The following is a 17,542-nucleotide window of genomic DNA, read 5'->3' on the forward strand; positions in this document are numbered from 1 at the left end:
GGATGGGACGTCCCACGCTGTACGAAGCAGCCGGCGGAGCACCCGCCATGCTGGCCCTGGCCACCGACTTCCACGAGCGGTGCCTGGCCCATCCGACGCTGTCGCACCCGTTCGCGCACGGTGTCGACCCGGCACACGTGCCGCACCTCGCCGCGTACTGGGGTGAGGTGTTCGGCGGGCCACCCGACTACAGCCGCAGCCACGGCGGGCACGGGGCGATGATCCGGGTCCACGCCAACCAGTGCGACGAGGACCCGTTCTCCGCCGCGTTCGTGGAGTGTTTCGACGCGGCGGTCGCGGCGGTGCTGCCCGGCGACACCGAGCTGCGGGCCGTGCTCGGCGACTACATCCGGGCGGCGACCGCCGAGGTGGTGGCCTACATGCCGCTGTCCGCGGCGGGACCCGGGGATCCGCCGATGCCACGGTGGACCTGGGCCGGGCGCCAAGGGCTCGACGGCTCCGTCTCGACCGGGGACGCGGTCACCCGTACGCCATAGGTCCGGGGTTGAATCTCGCCGAGGTAGTCGTGACCGGTCAGGTGGCACCAGGCCGGAAGGTCCAGCGGCGCCGCCGGGTCGGTGGCCTTCAGGTGGACCACCGCGCCGGGCGGCAGCGTCGCGATGAGTTTGCGCAGCTCGATGAGGAGCAGCACGCAACGGCGGTCGCCACCGTCCAGGACCGTCGGCGTCATCGCAGCAGCGCCAGGGTCGCCGGGAGCTGCGAGTGCAGCGGGGCGGGCAGCTCGCCGGGAGCGAACCAGGCCAGGTCGTCGAACTTGTGCGGCTCGCCGATCCGCACGGCCGCCGGATCGACACGAACCGCGAAGACGACCGCCACCCAGTGCGACGGCGGATCGTCCCGCAGCACGTTGCGTACGCCCAGCTGCCGGATCTCCAACGGCACCGCCGTGTACTCCTCGCCCACCTCACGGGTCACCGCGGCCTCGAACGTCTCCCCGAACTCCAGGGCGCCCGCCCCGCAGTCCCACGCGCCCGGCTCGTCACGGGCCTGCGCCGACCGGCGGGCCAGCAGGATCCGGCCGGCGCCGTCGTGACAGACGAACACACACGAGACAGAAGGCTTCATGCCATCGATCATGCACGGGGTCTCGCGGCGAGGATGCAGGTGTCGTCGTCCGGGTTGGCACGGCGCAACCGGGCCAGCATCTCCGTCAGTGGCTGCTCCGGGGCCGTCCGCACCGCGTCGTCGACCGCCGCGATCACCGAGTCGAGGCCGACGTCCGGCCCCCGGCGCCGCTCCTCGACCAGGCCGTCGGTGTAGAGCAGCAGCATGTCGCCCGGCGTCAGGTCGATGACCGCGTCGGCGTACCGCGCGCCGTCCACCACCCCCAGCATCGGGCCCGCCGGGCGGGGCAGCGGCGCGGTCCGGCCGCCCCGGCTCAACAGCGGCGGCGGATGACCGGCCTGCGCCCACACCAGCTCGTGCCGCCGCGGATCGAACCGGGCGATCACCGCGGTCGCCGCCAGCTCCGGATCGTCCGCCTCCAGCTCCCAGATCAACTGGTTCAGATGCTGCAACAGTGCTCCCGGATCGCTGGTCACCACGGCCAGCGCCCGCAGCGCGTGCCGCAGCTGGGCCATCGTCGTCGCCGCCTGCGTCCCGTGCCCGGCCACGTCACCGACGGCCAGCAGCACCGACCCGTCCCGCAGCGCCGCCGCATGGAACCAGTCCCCGCCGATCATCGCCGCCCGCCCGGACCCCGCCGTCCCCGTTCCCGCGGGCAGGTAGCGCACCGCCACCCGCAGTCCCGGCAGGTCGATCGGCTCCGCCGGGATCGGCAGGATGATCCGCTGCAGCCGCGCCGCCAGCTCGTGCTCGGCCGCCAGCGTGCGCTCCACCTCGGCCAGCCGCTCCGCGCCGACCCGCTGCTCGGTGACGTCCTGCACGATCCCGTACACCCGCAACGGCTGCCCGTCGGCGTCCCGTACCGCGTCCGCCACCGTCCGCAGATGCTTGACGCGCCCGCCCACACGCACCCGCGTCACGACGTCCACCCGCTCCGACCGCCGGAACGCCTCCACCGCCGCCACCCGCATCGGCATGTCACCGGCGACCGCCTCACCCTCCCCCGGCGGGCCGAGGGCCGGATCCCGCTCGTAGATCCGATACAACTGCGGCGACCAGTAGATCTCACCGCTGACCAGATCCCACTCCCCCCAGCCGAGGTTGGCGAGCCGCTCCATCCCCTCCAGGCGCCCGGCACCCCGCCCAGCCGCCGACACCCCAGCCGAATCACTCACCACCTTCTCCGACGCCCCAGCCCCCGTACCCGCCGCGTTCACCGCCGCGTTCGCCGGTCCGGCACCCGCCGCCTTCACCGCCTCGGCACCCGCCGTTCTCGCCGGCCCGGCACCCGCGGTCGGCCCCTCGTCTGGTGCCGGATCATCGCCCGCTCCAGTTCCGCCCGGCACGGATTGTGACGGCGCCAGGTCCGCCCGCGCCGCCGGATCGATCATTGCGGCCGCGATCAGCTGAGATACCGTCACCGGCCGCCGCCGACGGTCCGCAACGGCTTCCACACTGTCGAGCAGCCGAATCACCCGATGCGCCAACTCGGTGACATCACACCGCCGCTCGGAAGCCATCCGCAGCAGATGCCGCTGCGCCTCAGCCACCCGACACCGGGCCCACCCCGCCAGCAGCCCGATGGCCCGGTCCACCGCCCGCCCGCTATCACCACCGGCGCTCCCGACGGCCCGGCCGCCCTCCGCACCCCCGCTCCCGACGCCTTGCTCCAGAGTCCGCCCGCCGTCCGCACCGGCACTCCCGACGGTCCACAGCCCCCGTCTCGCCACAGCCCCGCCGAACTCGTCGGAACAGCCGACCGCCTCCCCACCGGCCGGCCCCCACCGCGCCGTGGGCGGCCGGCCGCTCGCCGCCCGCGCATACGCCCGACCTCCCACCAGAGACCTCCCAGCTCACTAGAGGTTCCTGCTTACGCCCGCGCACCACATCACGGCATCCCCCGATCATCCGCCCGGGTCATACGAATCCACCCACGTCACACACCTCACCCGCGAGAGGTCCGACGTTCGGTCAGGGTCACCACCGAAAACCCACCCCACGTGGTACGGCCACCGCCCCCACAACCGCGCCCATCCCGTCCCCGCCTACCCCGCGACGCCTCCCACCCCAAACTCCCAACGCGACCGCCGGGCTTGCTGCCCACTCACCAAACCCCCACGCCGCCCCACCCGCCCCAGCACCCCCACCAGCCAGAACCCACCCACCCCACACCAATGGCCGTCGCCCACCGCCCCTGCCCCTGGCGCCGTTTCGACGCCTCTGATATCTCCCTGGGCGCTCGCCACCCCACCCCGGCCAGCGCACAGCGCCGTTTCGACGCCTCTGGCCAGCGCACGGGCTGCTTCGGCGCGGCTGATGCCGCCCCCTGGGTGCTGGCCGCTCGACCCCGGCGGGGAAAGCGCTGATTCGGCGCCACTGATGCCGCCTGGGTGCCGGCCGCTCGACCCCGGCCAGGACAGCGCTGCCTCGGCGCGGCTGATGCCGCCTGGGTGCCGGCCGCTCGACCCCGGCCCGGACAGCGCTGCTTCGGCGCGACTGATGCCGCCTGGGTGGCTGGCCGCTCGACTCGGGCCGGCGGACAGCGCAGCCTCGACGCCGCTAATACAGCGGTGGCGCCGGATACCCGGGGGCCGGCGGGTGGCTTCGTTGTGAGTGCGGCCGGACACGGCCGTTGGCCGCGAGCCTCGGCCCACACACGGTGCTGTGTCGATACGGCGCAACGGTGGTGGGCGGTGGCTGGGAAGGGGTCGGGCGGTGAGGGGAGGACTGGCGCGTGAGGCGCCTTGGGGGTTGTAGTGGGCTGGGTGTCGCGTTGTGGTTCGGGGCGGGGTGGGATTTGCGGGAGGGGTGGTTCGTACCGTATGAAGGTTTTTAGGATGGTGTGGAGGGTGACGGGCGGGACCGCCGGGAGTTGTGGGGGTCTCGGGGGCGGTTTCGGAAGGTGGCCGGGCGGGGCGGGCGCGGGCGAGATCGGTCCGGCGGTACGCTTCCTGCCATGCTGATCCGGACCCCGCCGATCTCCGGGTCATGCTGACATGCGGCGCGGGGAGATCTGGACGATCGGGGACCGGGCCGATCTGCGGTATCGGGTTCTGGTGCTGTCCGGGGACAGCTACAACGAGCGGAAGAACGCTGCGCCGTTCTGTGCGCCGATCGTTCGGCAGCGTGGAGTGACCGAGTTGCCGCCCTATGCGGTGGCGCTGACCGAGCAGGATCCGATCACCGGGGTTGTGGTGGTCAATCGGATGCGGCGGCTGCCGGCTTCGACCGGGGCCGAGCGGATCGGGATGGTCACCGGGGCCAGCATGGCGCGGCTTGCCGAGGCCATGCGGGATCTTTTCGAGCTCTGACCGCGGTCGGATGGTTCGATGGGCCGCGGCGGCTCGGCGGACGGCGACTGTGCGATAGGCAGCGACCGGCGCGAGGAACCGCGACCGGCGCAGCGAGCGGCGCGAGGAACCGCGAGCGGCGCGAGGAACCGCGAGCGGCGCGAGGAACCGCGAGCGGCGCCAGGAACCGCGAGCGGCGCCAGGAACCGCGAGCGGCGCCAGGAACCGCGAGCGGCGCCAGGAACCGCGAGCGGCGCCAGGAACCGCGAGCGGCGTCGGCCGGACAGCGCGACAGGCTCGGAAGTCCGCGATACGCATCAAAGGCCGCGACCGGCGCGAGAAGCTGCAACCAGCGCGAGCTGCGCGATAAAGCTGCGAGCAGGGCGAGGGGCGGGTGGCGGGCGAGGTGGGGAGGGGCTGCCAGCGGGTCTCGGCTGTGGGATCGGCTGTGGCGGCGCAGACTTGAGCATGCTCACCACGTGGACGTGATCGAACCGCAACGGGGCGGATCCCGTAAGAATGACCGCGGGGCCCGTAACGGGCGGGTAACGAGGAAGGACGTAGTCGATGTCGCAAAAGGCGCAGATCGGTGTCACCGGCCTGGCGGTGATGGGCCGTAACCTGGCCCGTAACTTCGCCAGGCACGGGCACACCGTGGCGTTGCACAACCGGTCCTACGGCCGCACCAAGGAGCTGGTCGAGGAGTTCGGTCACGAGGGCACGTTCCTGCCGGCCGAGACGGCTGAGCAGTTCGTGGCGAGCCTGGAGCGCCCGCGACGCGTCGTCATCATGGTCAAGGCCGGGCCGGCCACGGACGCCGTGATCGACGAGTTCGCTCCGCTGCTCGAAGAGGGCGACATGCTGATCGACGCGGGTAACGCGCACTACGCGGACACCCGGCGGCGGGAGGCGGCGCTGAAGGCGAAGGGCCTGCACTTCGTCGGCGCCGGTGTGTCCGGTGGCGAGGAGGGCGCGCTGCACGGCCCGAGCATCATGCCGGGTGGGCCGAAGGAGTCGTACGAGGCGCTCGGCCCGCTGCTGGAGGACATCGCGGCGAAGGTGGACGGCGAGCCGTGCTGTGTGCACGTCGGCCCGGACGGCGCCGGTCACTTCGTGAAGATGGTGCACAACGGCATCGAGTATGCGGACATGCAGCTCATCGCCGAGGCGTACGACCTGCTGCGCCGGGTGGGCGGGCACTCGCCGGCCGAGATCGCCGAGATCTTCAAGGGCTGGAACGAGGGGCGGCTCGGGTCGTACCTGATCGAGATCACCGCCGAGGTGCTCAAGCAGGTCGACGCGGCCACCGGCAAGGCGTTCGTGGACGTCGTGGCCGACGCCGCCGAGCAGAAGGGCACCGGCCGCTGGACCGTGCAGGCGGCGCTGGACCTGGGTGTGCCGGTCTCCGGGATCGCCGAGTCGGTCTTCGCGCGGGCGCTGTCCGGCGGCAAGGACGAGCGGGCGGCCGCCGCCGAGGCCGGGCTGCCGGGCCCGTCGGCCGGCGCCGAGCACAGCGGTGACCTGGTGGCCGACGTCGAGCAGGCGCTGTTCGCGTCGAAGATCGTGGCCTACGCGCAGGGCTTCCAGCAGATCCAGGCGGCCAGCAAGGAGTACGGCTGGGACATCGACCCGGGTGCGATGGCGAAGATCTGGCGGGCCGGCTGCATCATCCGGGCGAAGTTCCTGGACTTCATCAAGCAGGCGTACGACAAGAAGCCCGACCTGGCCACGTTGCTCGTCGACCAGTACTTCCTGGACGCGGTCAGCGGCGCTCAGGACGCGTGGCGGCGGGTCGTCGTCACGGCCGCGCAGCAGGGCATCCCGGCTCCGGGCTTCGCGTCGGCGCTGGCCTACTACGACGGTCTGCGGGCCGAGCGCCTGCCGGCCGCCCTGATCCAGGGTCAGCGTGACTTCTTCGGCGCGCACACCTACCAGCGGGTGGACAAGCCGGGCTCGTTCCACACGCTGTGGGCCGCCGAGGGCCGTCCCGAGGTCGACGCCTGACGGTTCAGGCAGCGGCTGCGGCCGGCGTCGCGGGGCGCGCCTTCACGGCGTACATCGCGGCGTCGGCCCGGGCGATGAGGGTCTCCCGGTCGGCGTCGTCTCCGGTCCGAGCGGTGGCGGCGCCGATCGACGCGCCGATCCGGACGGTGCCGCCGGTCACCTCGATCGGCTCGCGGATCAGGGCGGCGATGCGGTCGGCGAGGGGTTCGCCGTCGCACTGGACGATCACGAACTCGTCGCCGCCGAGCCGTCCGACGGCGCCGTTGCGGCCGACCGCCGCGGACAGGCGCAGCGCGACGGCCTGCAGCACGAGGTCGCCGGCCTGGTGGCCGTACCGGTCGTTGACGGGTTTGAAGCCGTCCAGGTCGCAGAGCATGACGGTGACCTCGGCGAGGTCGCCCCGGTGGAGCGCCAGCATCGCCTGGTCGATCCGGGCGACGATGTGCCGGCGGTTGTAGAGGCCGGTCAGGTCGTCGTGGTGGGCCTGGTGGGCGAGGGTGCGTTCGGCGGCGGCCCGCTGCATCGACAGCAGCCGGAGCCGGAGCACCACCAGCGGCACGACGATGATCGTGGCGATCGGCAGGACGGCGCTGGCCGGGCCGTCGGCGCGGATCGCCTGGATGGCGGCGATCAGCGGGTTGACGCAGAGCGCGGCGCCGAGCCAGCCCAGGGGCGGGTGGCGGACCCCGGCCGGGGCCGGTCCGGGCTCGGTGACCAGCGGGGCGGTCGGCAGGACAGCCGGGGCCGCGACGGTCAGGTAGGCCAGCATCATGATCTGGGCGGTCCAGACGGAGCCGCCGTTCACCGTGTGCACGGCGACGATGTCGTTGGCCAGGGTCAGCGTGGCGGTCAGCACCAGGTAGCCCAGCGGGCCGCGGGCTCCACGGGCGGTGGAGCCGATGCGGATCAGGCAGCCGAGCACGGCCGCGAGCACCAGCACGTCGCTGAGCAGCAGCGCCATGCCGAGGGTGGTGGCGGACGGTCCGAGGTACGGCCCGATCAGCCACTCCCAGAGCGGGCCGACGGCGCAGAGCCCGAACAGAGCCGCGTCGATCAGCCCGCCGGGATCGGCACGGCCGTGCCTGCGCAGCCCGGTCGCCGTGGCACACAGGAAGATCAGGTGCGCGGTGGCCATCACGAGGTCGGTGGTCGATCCTTCGGCGCTGCCGAAGTGGTGGCCGGGAATCCAGTCCGGCCACAGGACCGTGCCGAGGGTGAGGGTGCCGAGCCCGGCCGCGGCGGTCAGCCACGTGCCACGGTCGATGAGGTGCCGGAAGCCGACGGCGAGCAGATAGGTGACCACCGGAACGGCTGTGACCAGTGCGAAGATGGCGACACGCACGTGGGGTTCGGCCAGGCCGTAGGCCGTGGCGGCGGTTGCCGACAACACGGCCACACCCGCATGCACGGGCCATGCAGGCGCCGTCGCACGCGGCCATCCCATGGTGTTCCCCTTCGCCGTTTCCCTGACGTTTCCCGATCGGCGGTCCGGCCGGGGGCCTGAGGAATGGGCGGCCGGGAGCTGCGGGGTGGCGGGCGGGGACCGCGGCTCAGGCGGAGACGGTGACCGGATTCTCCTCGGCGACCCGGCCGCTCAGCGACCGGTAGGGGCGGCTGAGCATGGCCAGCGTGGTGGCGATCACACCGATGATCCCGGTGAGCACGAAGACCAGGGCGATGCCGCGGGCCGGGCCGGTGCCGAACCACGATCCGATGGCGTCCGCCCCGGCGCCGCCGTCGCTCATGAACGGGATGAACACGAACTGGGTGATCGGCGAGACGAGGAACGCGGTCAGCGGCGACGCGGCCTGCTCGGCGCTCTGGGCCAGGCCGAAGACGCGCCCCTGCCGCTCGTAGGGCACGACCCGTTGCAGGATCGTCTGCTCGGCGGCCTCGGCGTACGGGACGAGGGTCATGTACAGGTACATGCCGATCGCCATCGGGATGATCGACGCCCAGAGCGGGAAGATCAGGATGACCATCCACAGCACCACGTTGATCAGCAGGAGCAGGCGGACCGGCCGGGCGCCGAGACCGGTCCGCGCGACGAGCAGCCCACCGACGATGAAGCCGGTGCTGAGCACGCCCCAGAGCAGCCCCCACGCCTGCACGGAGACGAGCGACAGCCCGTAGGCGTCGGCGAGCGCCATGAACACCCCGCCGAGGAAGTTGTTGAACATGCTGAACACGATCAGCGCGGGCAGCCCGGCGACCCCGCCGATGATCCGCAACGTGCCCCGCAGGTCCACGCCGGGCGCGGCCGCCGCCTCGTCGTGGGGCGTCTCCCGCTCCGGAACGCCGACGAAGGCCAGATGCACGACGGAGAGCGCGAGCACCCCGAGCGCCAGCAGGAGCACCGAGCGCATCCCGTCGAAGGCGACGAGCACGCCACTGATCACCGAGGTGACCAGGAAACTCGCGCCGGACACCGTCCCGACGAGGCCGTTGGCCCGATCGCGGCGGTCCGCGTCGATGAGCAGGGTGACGAGTGTGGGCAGGGCGATGGTGCGGATGTTGCCGGCGATCACGCCGAACATCAGCAGCAGTACGAACCCCCAGAGCCGCGCGTCCGCCGGGTCGTGGAACGCGTCGCCGGGGACGGCCAGGTAGACGCCGAGGGCCGCCGCGTAGAGCGCCAGGGAGGCGAGGGCGGAGCCCTGCAGGACGGTCTTCTTGCGATGCCCGTCGACCAGGCTGCCGAACCAGATGCCGGTGAGCGCGGTCAGCACCAGGAAGATGCCGGAGATGACACCGGTGGCGAACACCGACCGCGTCTGCAGGTACGTCCAGAAGGTGACCGCGAACCACACGGTGAAGTTGATGATCGAGACCAGGCCGGTGTTGAACAGCAACTGGTAGAAGGTGCGGACATGGCCGGTGACGACGGTCATGGACTGCACGCTAGTACGTGCACCCGGGTTGAGGTCCAATCGACAGGGGTCAGGCCGCCCGGACGGGATCGGCGGCCATCAGCGCGCCGCAGTCGGCGGCGGGCAGCGGCTTGGCCATGAAGAAGCCCTGGCCGTACCGGTAACCCATGTCGCGGAGCCGTTCCAGCTGCTCCCGATTCTCGATGCCCTCGGCGACCGCCTTGAGCTGCAGGTGCTCGGCGAGCTGGGCGACCGCCGCGGCGACCGCGAGCCGGCCCCGGTCGGCGCCGTCGGCGATGCCGTCGACGAACGACTTGTCGAGCTTGAGCACGTCGACCGGGAACGCGCGGAGCAGGCTGAGCGACGACTGGCCGGTGCCGAAGTCGTCGAGCGCCAGGCGTACGCCCATGTCGTGCAGCCCCTGCAGGGTCTCCTGCACCTGCCAGCCGTCGACCACCGACGACTCGGTGACCTCCAGGATGACGTTGCGGGAGGTTAGGCCGGTTTCGCTGAGCACGGCGGCGACCTCGTCGACGAAACCGGACGAGCGTAGCTGCCGGACCGCGACGTTGACGTTGACCGCCTCGACGGCGCCGTCGCCGTACTGGTCACGCCAGCGGGCCATCTGCTCGCAGGCCTCGCGCAGCACCCACGCGCCGAGCGGCACGATCAGCCCGGAGCGTTCGGCGACCGGGATGAACTCGCCCGGCGACACGAACCCGCGGATCGGGTGCTGCCAGCGGACCAGCGCCTCGCAGCCGTGCAGGCGGCCGGTGACCAGGTCGAAGACGGGCTGGTAGAGCAGCCGCAGCTCGCCGCGGGCGATGCCGTTGCGCAGCTCGCCGGCGAGCGTGGCGTGGTTGATCATGTCGTCGCGCATGCGCGGCTCGAAGCGGACGAACGAAGCCTTCCCGCTCTCCTTGGCGGCGTACATCGCGATGTCGGCGTTGCGCAGCACCTCGTCGGCGCCCTCGCCGGTGTCGGCGATCGCGATGCCGGCGCTGGCGTGCAGCAGCAGCTGCTGTTCGCCGACCTTGAACGGGTCGGCGAGCGCGAGCAGGAGCCGGTTGGCGGCCGTCTCGGCGGCCACCGGGTCGCCGTCGGGCAGCAGCACCGCGAACTCGTCGCCGCCGAGGCGGGCCGGCATCTCCCCGGACGTGCACCGCTCGCGCAGCCGCTGGGACACCTGGAAGAGCAGCTGGTCGCCGGCGGCCGGGCCGATCGTGTCGTTGATCATCTTGAAGTCGTCGACGTCGATCAGGACGGCGGCGGCCGGCTGCCCGGCGTCGAGCCGTTCGCCGAGCGCGACCAGGAAACGGGTCCGGTTCGGCAGGCCGGTCAGGTTGTCGCTGAGCGCCAGGCGCTCCAGCTCGTCCTGCTGGCGGCGGATCCCGCGCAGGGCGAGGGTGTTCTCCCGCAGGCTGAGCAGCTGGCGGGCGACGACGCATCCGGTGATCAGGAAGGCGCCGATGATCACGATGCGCTGGCGAGCGCTCATGTCCTGGGCGCTGACGCTGATCACCAGGCCGGCTGTGGCGACGACCGCGACGAACGGCAGCAGGTTGAAGACCGACCGGGCCGGGAACGAGATGGCCGCCGGCCGGGTCAGGGCACGGCTCTGCAAGTGGGCGCCGACACAGACGGCCGCGCCGGTGAGCGGGAGCGCCAGCACCGACAGCGCCAGCCGGGACCGGTCGTCGCCGGCGATCAGCAGGATGGTGCCGGTGACGCAGGTGATCGGGCCGGTCATCAGCACCCGCAGCGCGCCCGGGTGGACCACCGACTCGGGCGCGGCGGCCGCCTTGCCGACAACCACGAGAAGCAGCACCCCGCCCACGCCGACGACCGCGGCGACCACCTTGTCGGCCAGCGAGGTCCCGGCGGGCGCCAGGTCGAAGACGGCATACCAGAAGATCAGCCCGCTGGCGACGGCGATCGTCACCGTGTCGAGGGCGCCGCGCAGCCAGCCCACCGCGGTACGCGGCCGGCCGGGCAGCCCGAGGAACGCCGTCATCAGCAGCGCGACGCCGGTCATCATCGGGACCGCGACCCAGATCGACATGCCGGTGTTGTTGTTGGCCCGGGCCAGGGCGATCACCGCGGTCAGGCCGAGGCTGAGAGCGGCGAGCTCCATCCGCAGCCAGAAGGTGCGCACCGGCCGTGCCAGTCCGGGCTTGCGGATCACCCGGAAGCAGGCGTAGGCGCCCGCGGCCAGCGCGATCGGGCCACCGAAGTAGCCGTAGGTGACCTCGGCGGGATCGTGGAGCAGCAGCCACACGAGCACGCCGGCGTTCGCCAGCGCGGCCACCACGATGGGAGCGAGTCCCCCCATCGGTGGCCGCGTGTCGGCGGCGCTCTCGGGTGCGGTCACGTACGGCTCCTGCCCGGATCAGCCGGTCTGCTCACGACTGACTGTCGGCGCGGGAGCCGTCGACCTGAGACGAATGATCAGGCGGAGAGTGCGGCGGACACCACGGCCCGCGCCTCCTCCTGGATGCGGGCCAGGTGGTCGGGGCCGTGGAAGGACTCGGCGTAGATCTTGTAGACGTCCTCGGTGCCGGACGGGCGGGCCGCGAACCAGCCGGAATCGGTGACCACCTTGAGGCCGCCGATCGCCGCGCCGTTGCCGGGCGCGCTGGTCAGCACCGCGGTGATCGCCTCACCGGCCAGCGAGGAGGCGGTCACCTGCGACGGCGACAGCTTGCCGAGCACCGCTTTCTCGGCCGGGGTCGCCGGGGCGTCGATCCGCGCGTAGGCCGGCTCGCCGAACCGGGCGGTCAGCTCGCGGTAGTGCTCGCTCGGCGACCGGCCGGTGACCGCGAGGATCTCCGAGGCCAGCAGGTCGAGGATGATGCCGTCCTTGTCGGTGCTCCACGGGCCGCCGTCGCGGCGCAGGAACGACGCGCCGGCGCTCTCCTCGCCACCGAAGCCGATCGAGCCGTCGAGCAGGCCCGGCACGAACCATTTGAACCCGACCGGCACCTCGTCGAGGCGGCGGCCGAGATCGGCGGCGACCCGGTCGATCATCGAGGAGGAGACCAGGGTCTTGCCGATGCCGGCGCCGGACGGCCAGCCGTCGCGGGAGGAGTAGAGGTACGCGATGGCGACCGCGAGGTAGTGGTTCGGGTTCATCAGGCCGCCGTCGGGGGTGACGATGCCGTGCCGGTCGGCGTCGGCGTCGTTGCCGGTGGCGATCTGGAACCGGTCCTTCTGCTCGATCAGGGAGGCCATCGCGTACGGCGAGGAGCAGTCCATCCGGATCTTGCCGTCCCAGTCCAGGGTCATGAAGCCGAACCGCGGGTCGACCAGCGGGTTGACCACGGTCAGGTCGAGACCGTGCCGGGACGCGATCTCGCCCCAGTAGTCGACGCTGGCGCCGCCGAGCGGGTCCGCCCCGATGCGCACGCCGGCGTTGCGGATCGCCTCCACGTCGATCACGTTGGGCAGGTCGTCGACGTAGGTGCCCAGGTAGTCGTACTTCTCCGGGCTCTGCGGCCGGGCCGCCCGCCGGACCTCCTTGAGACCGGCGGCGATGATCGCGTTCGCCCGGTCCTGGATCCATCGGGTGGCGTCGGTGTCGGCCGGGCCGCCGTTGGGCGGGTTGTACTTGAAACCGCCGTCGTCCGGCGGGTTGTGCGACGGCGTGACCACGACGCCGTCGGCCTGCGCCTGGTTGTCCCGGTTCCACCGCAGGATCGCGTGCGACAGCGCGGGGGTCGGCGTGTACCGGTCGCGGCTGTCGACGAGCACCCGCACGTCGTTGGCGGCGAACACCTCCAGCGCGGTGATCAGCGCCGGCTCGCTGAGCGCGTGCGTGTCCCGGCCGAGGAAGAGCGGGCCGGTGGTGCCCTGGTCCCGCCGGTACTCGACGATGGCCTGACTGGTCGCGGCGATGTGGTCCTCGTTGAAGGCGGTCCGCAGGCTGGAGCCGCGGTGCCCCGAGGTGCCGAACGCGACCCGCTGCCCCGCCTCGGCCGGGTCCGGGTGCTCGGTGTAGTAACGCGAGATGACCTGGGGAACGTCGATCAACTCGGCCGGCTCGGCGGGACGGCCTGCGCGGGGGTGGACGGACATGACGGCCTCCTCGGTGGCGGGGTCAGGCGCTGCAACGGATCGTATCCACATCGCCTGCTTGAACCTTTCCCGACGCCGATACGAACTACCCCATGTGACCCGGGTGCTCGCCGTTCTGTTCGTGCTGCTGACCTCCGTTCTCGTGCTGCCCGCCTCGCCCGCCTCCGCGCACGCCGCGACGGTCGGCTCGACCCCCGCTCCGGGAAGTGTGATCGGCGCCTCGCCGTCCGAGGTCACCGTGACCTTCAGCGAGCCGGTCACCCCTGTCGAGGGGCGGGTGCAGGTGATCGCCCCGGACGGCGAGCGGATCTCCGGCAAGGTCCAGGGCGGCGGCACCGTGCTGCGGATCCCGCTGCGCAAGGCGAGCAAGCCGCTGGGCACGTACCTGATCAGCTTCCGGGTCATCTCCGCCGACAGCCACCCGGTCGGCGGCGCGATCACCTTCTCGGTCGGCGCGCCGTCGGCCCGCCCCGAGGAGCCCGCCGCCACCACCGGGCCGCACCCGTCCGTCGCGGTCGCCGTCCCCCTTCTCAAGACCATCGGGTACGCCGGGGTCACGCTCATCGTCGGCCCGGCGCTGTTCCTGGCGTTCCTGTGGCCGCCACGGCGCTCCCGCGGCGGGGCCCTGCGGATGATCCGGATCGGGCTGGCGCTGACCGCGGCGGCCACCCTCGGCGCGCTGGGCAGCCAGGCGCAGCAGGGCTCCGGCGCCCCCCTCTGGACGTTGACGGCCGACGAGTTCCTCGAGGTGGTGACCAGCCAGTACGGGCTGCTCCTGCTCGGTCGCCTGGCGATCCTGGGCGCTCTGGCCGTACTGCTGCCGCCTCTGCTGCGCCGGCCACCACGGACCGTGAGTGTGCCGCTGACCGTGCCCGTCCCCGTCCTGGTCGGCGCGGGCGCGCCGGTGCCCCGGCCGGCGCCCGCCCCGAAACCGCAACCGCAGCTCACTCCGCGTAAGGCTCGGGCCTGGGCGGTTCTCGGGCTCGGCGCGGCCGGGCTGGCCACGTGGCCGATGACCGGTCACGCGATCGCCGTTCCGCTACCCGCCGTGACGGTGACGGCCGGGGTGGTGCACATGGCGGCGATGGCCACGTGGATCGGCGGCCTGGTGACGCTGACCGTGTTCCTGCTGCGTGGCACGCATGAACGGATGCTCGGCGTGGTGCTGCCGGTGTGGTCGAGGTGGGCGGCGCTCGCGGTGATCTGGCTGGTCATGGCCGGTGTGGTGCAGTCGGTCATCCAGCTCGGCTCGGTGCCGGCGCTGTGGCGCACCGACTACGGGCGGCTGCTGCTGGTCAAGGTCGGCGTGCTGGCGGTGGTGCTGGTCGCGGCGGCCGGCGCCCGCCGCATGGTCAATCGGGCCCGCAACGGCCGCGGCCTGCGGCGCACCGTGCTGGTCGAGGTGGTGGCGAGCGTGCTGATCCTGGGGCTGAGCTCGGTGCTGGTGCAGGTCGACCCGGGCCGCAGCGCCGCCGCCAACGAGAAGGCGGTCGGCGGCAAGGGTGTCTCCGAGACGCTGACCAGCGATCTCTACACCGTGCAGTTCAACATCTACCCGGTGGAGCTGGGTGAGTGGAACACGGTGCACGCGTTCCTCTACCGGCCGGACGGCGCGCCGCTGCAGGCCGAGGAGTGGCAGGTGTCGGCCCGGCTCCTCGACCCGCCGCTGGAGGCCGTGAAGCAGCCGATGGCCGGCCTCCTGCCCGGCAACCAGGCGCTCGGCTCGCTGACGTTCCCGCTGGCCGGCACCTACGAGCTGGTCTTCACCATCCGGGTCAGCGAGATCGACCGGGCCAGCGTGAAGACGACGGTGACCGTCGGACGGTGACGAGGGCGGGCGCTAAGGTTCCGGCGTGCTCATCCTGCTTCCGCCGTCCGAAGGCAAGACCCCGGCCCCGGCCGGCTCCCCCGTCGACCCGTCGAGCCTGTGGCTGCCGTCATTGGCCGGCGCCCGCACGCGGGTGCTGAGGAAACTGGTCGCGCTCTGCGCGCGCACCAGCGCGCGATCGATCGCGGACAGCCTGGCGGTGCTGGGGCTCAGCGACGGGCAGCGCGGCGAGATCACGCGCAACGCGGAGTTGCTGACCGCCCCGGCCGCCCCGGCGGCGCAGATCTACACCGGGGTGCTGTATGAGGCGCTCGCCCCCGCCGGCCTCGACGAGCCGGCGCTCGCGTGGCTGCACCGGACGGCGGTGGTGTTCTCCGGGCTGTGGGGTGTGGTGCGGCTCGGTGACGCGATCCCGGCCTACCGCTGTTCGGCGGGGGTCACCCTGCCCGGCATCGGAGGGCTCACCCCGTACTGGAAGAAGGGTTTGAAGAAGGTCCTGGACGAGGCGACCGCGGGCGCGCCGGTGCTGGATCTGCGGTCCGGCGCCTACGCCGCGATGTGGGCGCCCGGCACGAACGCGGCGGTCCTGCGGGTGCTGCAGGAGCGGGTCGTCGGCGGGGAGACCCGGCGGTCGGTGGTGAGCCATTTCAACAAGGCCACCAAGGGCCGCATGGTGCGCGCGCTCGCCGTCGAGCGGGCCGCGCCCGAGTCGGTGGACGAGCTGGTCACCGCTCTGCGGGATCTGAAGTTCACGGTCGAGGAGCAGACCGGTCCGGCCACCGGCCCGCGCCGCCTCGACGTGATCGTCGCGGATCTGTGAGCTACTGCGCCGACAGGATATCGACGACGAACCGCAGGTCGCCCCGCTCCGGGCCGTAGGCGAGGGCGGCCGGCACGTCGAGCTGGATGCGGCTGCCCACCTTCTGTCCGGGGATGCCCTTGTCCCAGCCCTGGATCAGCTTGCCGACCCCGATCTCGAAGCTGATCGGCTCGCCCTTGCCGTTCTTCCACGACGAGTCGATCACCTCGCCGGACGTGTATCCGATCAGCTTGTAGTTGACGCTGACCGTCTGGCCGGTCTTCACCACCGGGCCGGTGCCCGGGATCCGCTCCTTGATCACCATCTCGGTGAGCGTGCCGGAGCCGGTCGTGACGACCGGCTCCTGGTCGAACGACTCCGGCGCCATGCTGGTCGGCGCCGCGGTCGGGACGGGCGTGTCGTCGGGGTCCTTGCGGACCAGGACGAAGACGGCCACCAGAACGGCGAAGACCAACACGCCGCTGAGCACCCCGGCGATCGCCTGCCCGCGGCGCTTGTCAGTGGATGCGGTCATGTCATTCATCGGTCAATCTCCCCGGTCGGCAAATCGGAAAACTCCGGACACGCTACTAATAAACGGTGTTAATGCGGCCAAGAAGCTCATCCGAATCGCTGAGGTGGGCGATCAGCCGTACGTGCCCGACCGGCGGCCCCCTCTTCACCACGACGGGCCGGGATGAGATCGTTTAGCGCTCCTGCCCACCGCCGAGATCTGGAGGATCCTTGCCTCTGCCCGATCCCGGAGGCCGGCCTCACCGGCGGGAACACCTCCAGCAGGTGGCGGTCGTCCTCGCCGGGGTGCTCGCCGTCCTGACCGTCGGCTGGGTCATCCACGAGCGAGTCACCCGCGACGACGAGCCGGCGCCCGCGCCACCCACGATCGCGGCCGCGCCGGCCGAGCAGATCCCCATCCCGGTCCCGAGCGTGTCGGCGACCCCGTCGATGACGCCGGTCAACCAGATCGTGGTCGAGCAGGTGCCACCCGGGAAAAAGGTCGACCTGGCCGACGAGGGCGAGACCGACTGGGTGCACTGGGGCGAGCAGGGCCGCTACTCGCTGGAACGCGACAGCGACGGCGGGTTCGCCATCCTCGAGGGCACCCCCGGCGAGCCGCGCGTCCGGCACACCGCGAGCCCGCAGCGCTTCACCTGGCCCGGCGCCCCGTCCGGCGGCGTGACCAGCGGTATCACCACCTGCGGCACCGGGCACGGGTTCATCCTGTCCGCCCCCGCCGACACCGGCTCGCACACCCTGCGGCTGTACGTCGGCGCGATGCAGGCCCGCGGCGAGCTGCGCCTGGAACTCAGCACCGGCGGGAAGGCGTACACCGACACCTTCACCAGTCGCGGCGCGTCGATGGGGACAACCGCCTACGTCGTCTCCTACCGTGCAACCGGAACTGGCAAGATCTCGATCAAGTGGATCACCGGCGCGACGTTCGACGAGAACTGCGGCGGCGTGGCCCTCCAGGCCGCGACTCTGAGCTGAACCTTTGGACTGACGAAAAACCAGGAAGGGGAACCCTGTGTTCGCGGGCTGGGGATCGCGGGTCGCCCGCCTGAGGTGGCCG

At 72.1% G+C, this 17,542-nt stretch carries 13 protein-coding genes and 1 pseudogene; 6 read left to right on the top strand and 8 right to left on the bottom strand.

All coding sequences use genetic code 11. From position 1 onward, the window contains the following. Positions 1–2: 2 nt before the first annotated feature. Positions 3–497: a group II truncated hemoglobin gene (locus BM290_RS49560; RefSeq protein WP_093612367.1), complete on the top strand. Its 495-nt coding sequence runs from the start codon at positions 3–5 to the stop codon at positions 495–497. Positions 498–511: 14 nt separating this feature from the next. On the opposite strand, the pseudogene BM290_RS49565 reads toward BM290_RS49560, so the two are convergent. The 3 genes and pseudogenes from BM290_RS49565 to BM290_RS07210 all read right to left on the bottom strand — a co-directional run. Further along, positions 512–691, bottom strand: a pseudogene (locus BM290_RS49565) (sulfurtransferase TusA family protein); the annotation flags it as partial. After that, positions 688–1,086: an NUDIX domain-containing protein gene (locus BM290_RS07205; RefSeq protein WP_093611339.1), complete on the bottom strand. Its 399-nt coding sequence runs from the start codon at positions 1,084–1,086 to the stop codon at positions 688–690. The pseudogene BM290_RS49565 and the gene BM290_RS07205, both read right to left, overlap by 4 nt. Before the next feature lie 8 nt (positions 1,087–1,094). After that, the gene (locus BM290_RS07210; RefSeq protein WP_239143262.1) at positions 1,095–2,261 is read right to left on the bottom strand and encodes a PP2C family protein-serine/threonine phosphatase; all 1,167 of its coding nucleotides are present in this window, start codon (positions 2,259–2,261) and stop codon (positions 1,095–1,097) included. Between the two features lie 1,821 nt (positions 2,262–4,082). On the opposite strand from BM290_RS07210, the gene BM290_RS07215 reads away from it, so the two are divergent. After that, positions 4,083–4,397: a type II toxin-antitoxin system PemK/MazF family toxin gene (locus BM290_RS07215; protein ID WP_093611341.1), complete on the top strand. Its 315-nt coding sequence runs from the start codon at positions 4,083–4,085 to the stop codon at positions 4,395–4,397. 546 nt (positions 4,398–4,943) lie between these two features. Then, the gene (gndA, locus tag BM290_RS07220; RefSeq protein ID WP_093611343.1) at positions 4,944–6,380 is read left to right on the top strand and encodes an NADP-dependent phosphogluconate dehydrogenase; all 1,437 of its coding nucleotides are present in this window, start codon (positions 4,944–4,946) and stop codon (positions 6,378–6,380) included. Positions 6,381–6,384: 4 nt separating this feature from the next. Here the strand turns inward: gndA and BM290_RS07225 are convergent, their stop codons facing one another. From BM290_RS07225 to pgm, 4 genes are all read right to left on the bottom strand, one after another. Further along, positions 6,385–7,515: a diguanylate cyclase domain-containing protein gene (locus tag BM290_RS07225; protein WP_425319628.1), complete on the bottom strand. Its 1,131-nt coding sequence runs from the start codon at positions 7,513–7,515 to the stop codon at positions 6,385–6,387. A 415-nt stretch (positions 7,516–7,930) separates the two neighbouring features. Further along, a complete protein-coding gene (locus BM290_RS07230; RefSeq protein ID WP_093612371.1) occupies positions 7,931–9,271 on the bottom strand; it encodes an MFS transporter in 1,341 nt (446 codons plus the stop codon). Positions 9,272–9,320: 49 nt separating this feature from the next. Beyond that, positions 9,321–11,621 (bottom strand): putative bifunctional diguanylate cyclase/phosphodiesterase, encoded by a 2,301-nt coding sequence (locus tag BM290_RS07235; RefSeq protein ID WP_239143260.1) that lies wholly within the window; start codon positions 11,619–11,621, stop codon positions 9,321–9,323. A gap of 77 nt (positions 11,622–11,698) precedes the next feature. After that, positions 11,699–13,324, bottom strand: coding sequence for a phosphoglucomutase (alpha-D-glucose-1,6-bisphosphate-dependent) (pgm, locus tag BM290_RS07240; protein ID WP_093611347.1), 1,626 nt, complete (start codon positions 13,322–13,324; stop codon positions 11,699–11,701). Positions 13,325–13,427: 103 nt separating this feature from the next. Here pgm and BM290_RS07245 point away from each other — a divergent pair, with 103 nt between their 5' ends. Both BM290_RS07245 and BM290_RS07250 read left to right on the top strand, forming a co-directional pair. Next, the gene (locus tag BM290_RS07245) at positions 13,428–15,152 is read left to right on the top strand and encodes a copper resistance CopC/CopD family protein (protein WP_239143259.1); all 1,725 of its coding nucleotides are present in this window, start codon (positions 13,428–13,430) and stop codon (positions 15,150–15,152) included. 25 nt (positions 15,153–15,177) lie between these two features. Beyond that, positions 15,178–15,972 carry a YaaA family protein gene (locus BM290_RS07250; RefSeq protein WP_093611351.1) on the top strand — a complete coding sequence of 265 codons (795 nt, stop codon included), beginning with the start codon at positions 15,178–15,180 and terminating at the stop codon, positions 15,970–15,972. Position 15,973: 1 nt separating this feature from the next. Here the strand turns inward: BM290_RS07250 and BM290_RS07255 are convergent, their stop codons facing one another. After that, the gene (locus BM290_RS07255) at positions 15,974–16,486 is read right to left on the bottom strand and encodes an FKBP-type peptidyl-prolyl cis-trans isomerase (RefSeq protein ID WP_239143258.1); all 513 of its coding nucleotides are present in this window, start codon (positions 16,484–16,486) and stop codon (positions 15,974–15,976) included. A 209-nt stretch (positions 16,487–16,695) separates the two neighbouring features. Between BM290_RS07255 and BM290_RS07260 the strand changes: the two genes are divergently transcribed. Further along, positions 16,696–17,460 (top strand): hypothetical protein, encoded by a 765-nt coding sequence (locus tag BM290_RS07260; protein ID WP_244903886.1) that lies wholly within the window; start codon positions 16,696–16,698, stop codon positions 17,458–17,460. Positions 17,461–17,542 lie beyond the last annotated feature (82 nt).

Source organism: Actinoplanes philippinensis (assembly GCF_900113015.1).
Classification (GTDB): Bacteria; Actinomycetota; Actinomycetes; order Mycobacteriales; family Micromonosporaceae; genus Actinoplanes; species Actinoplanes philippinensis.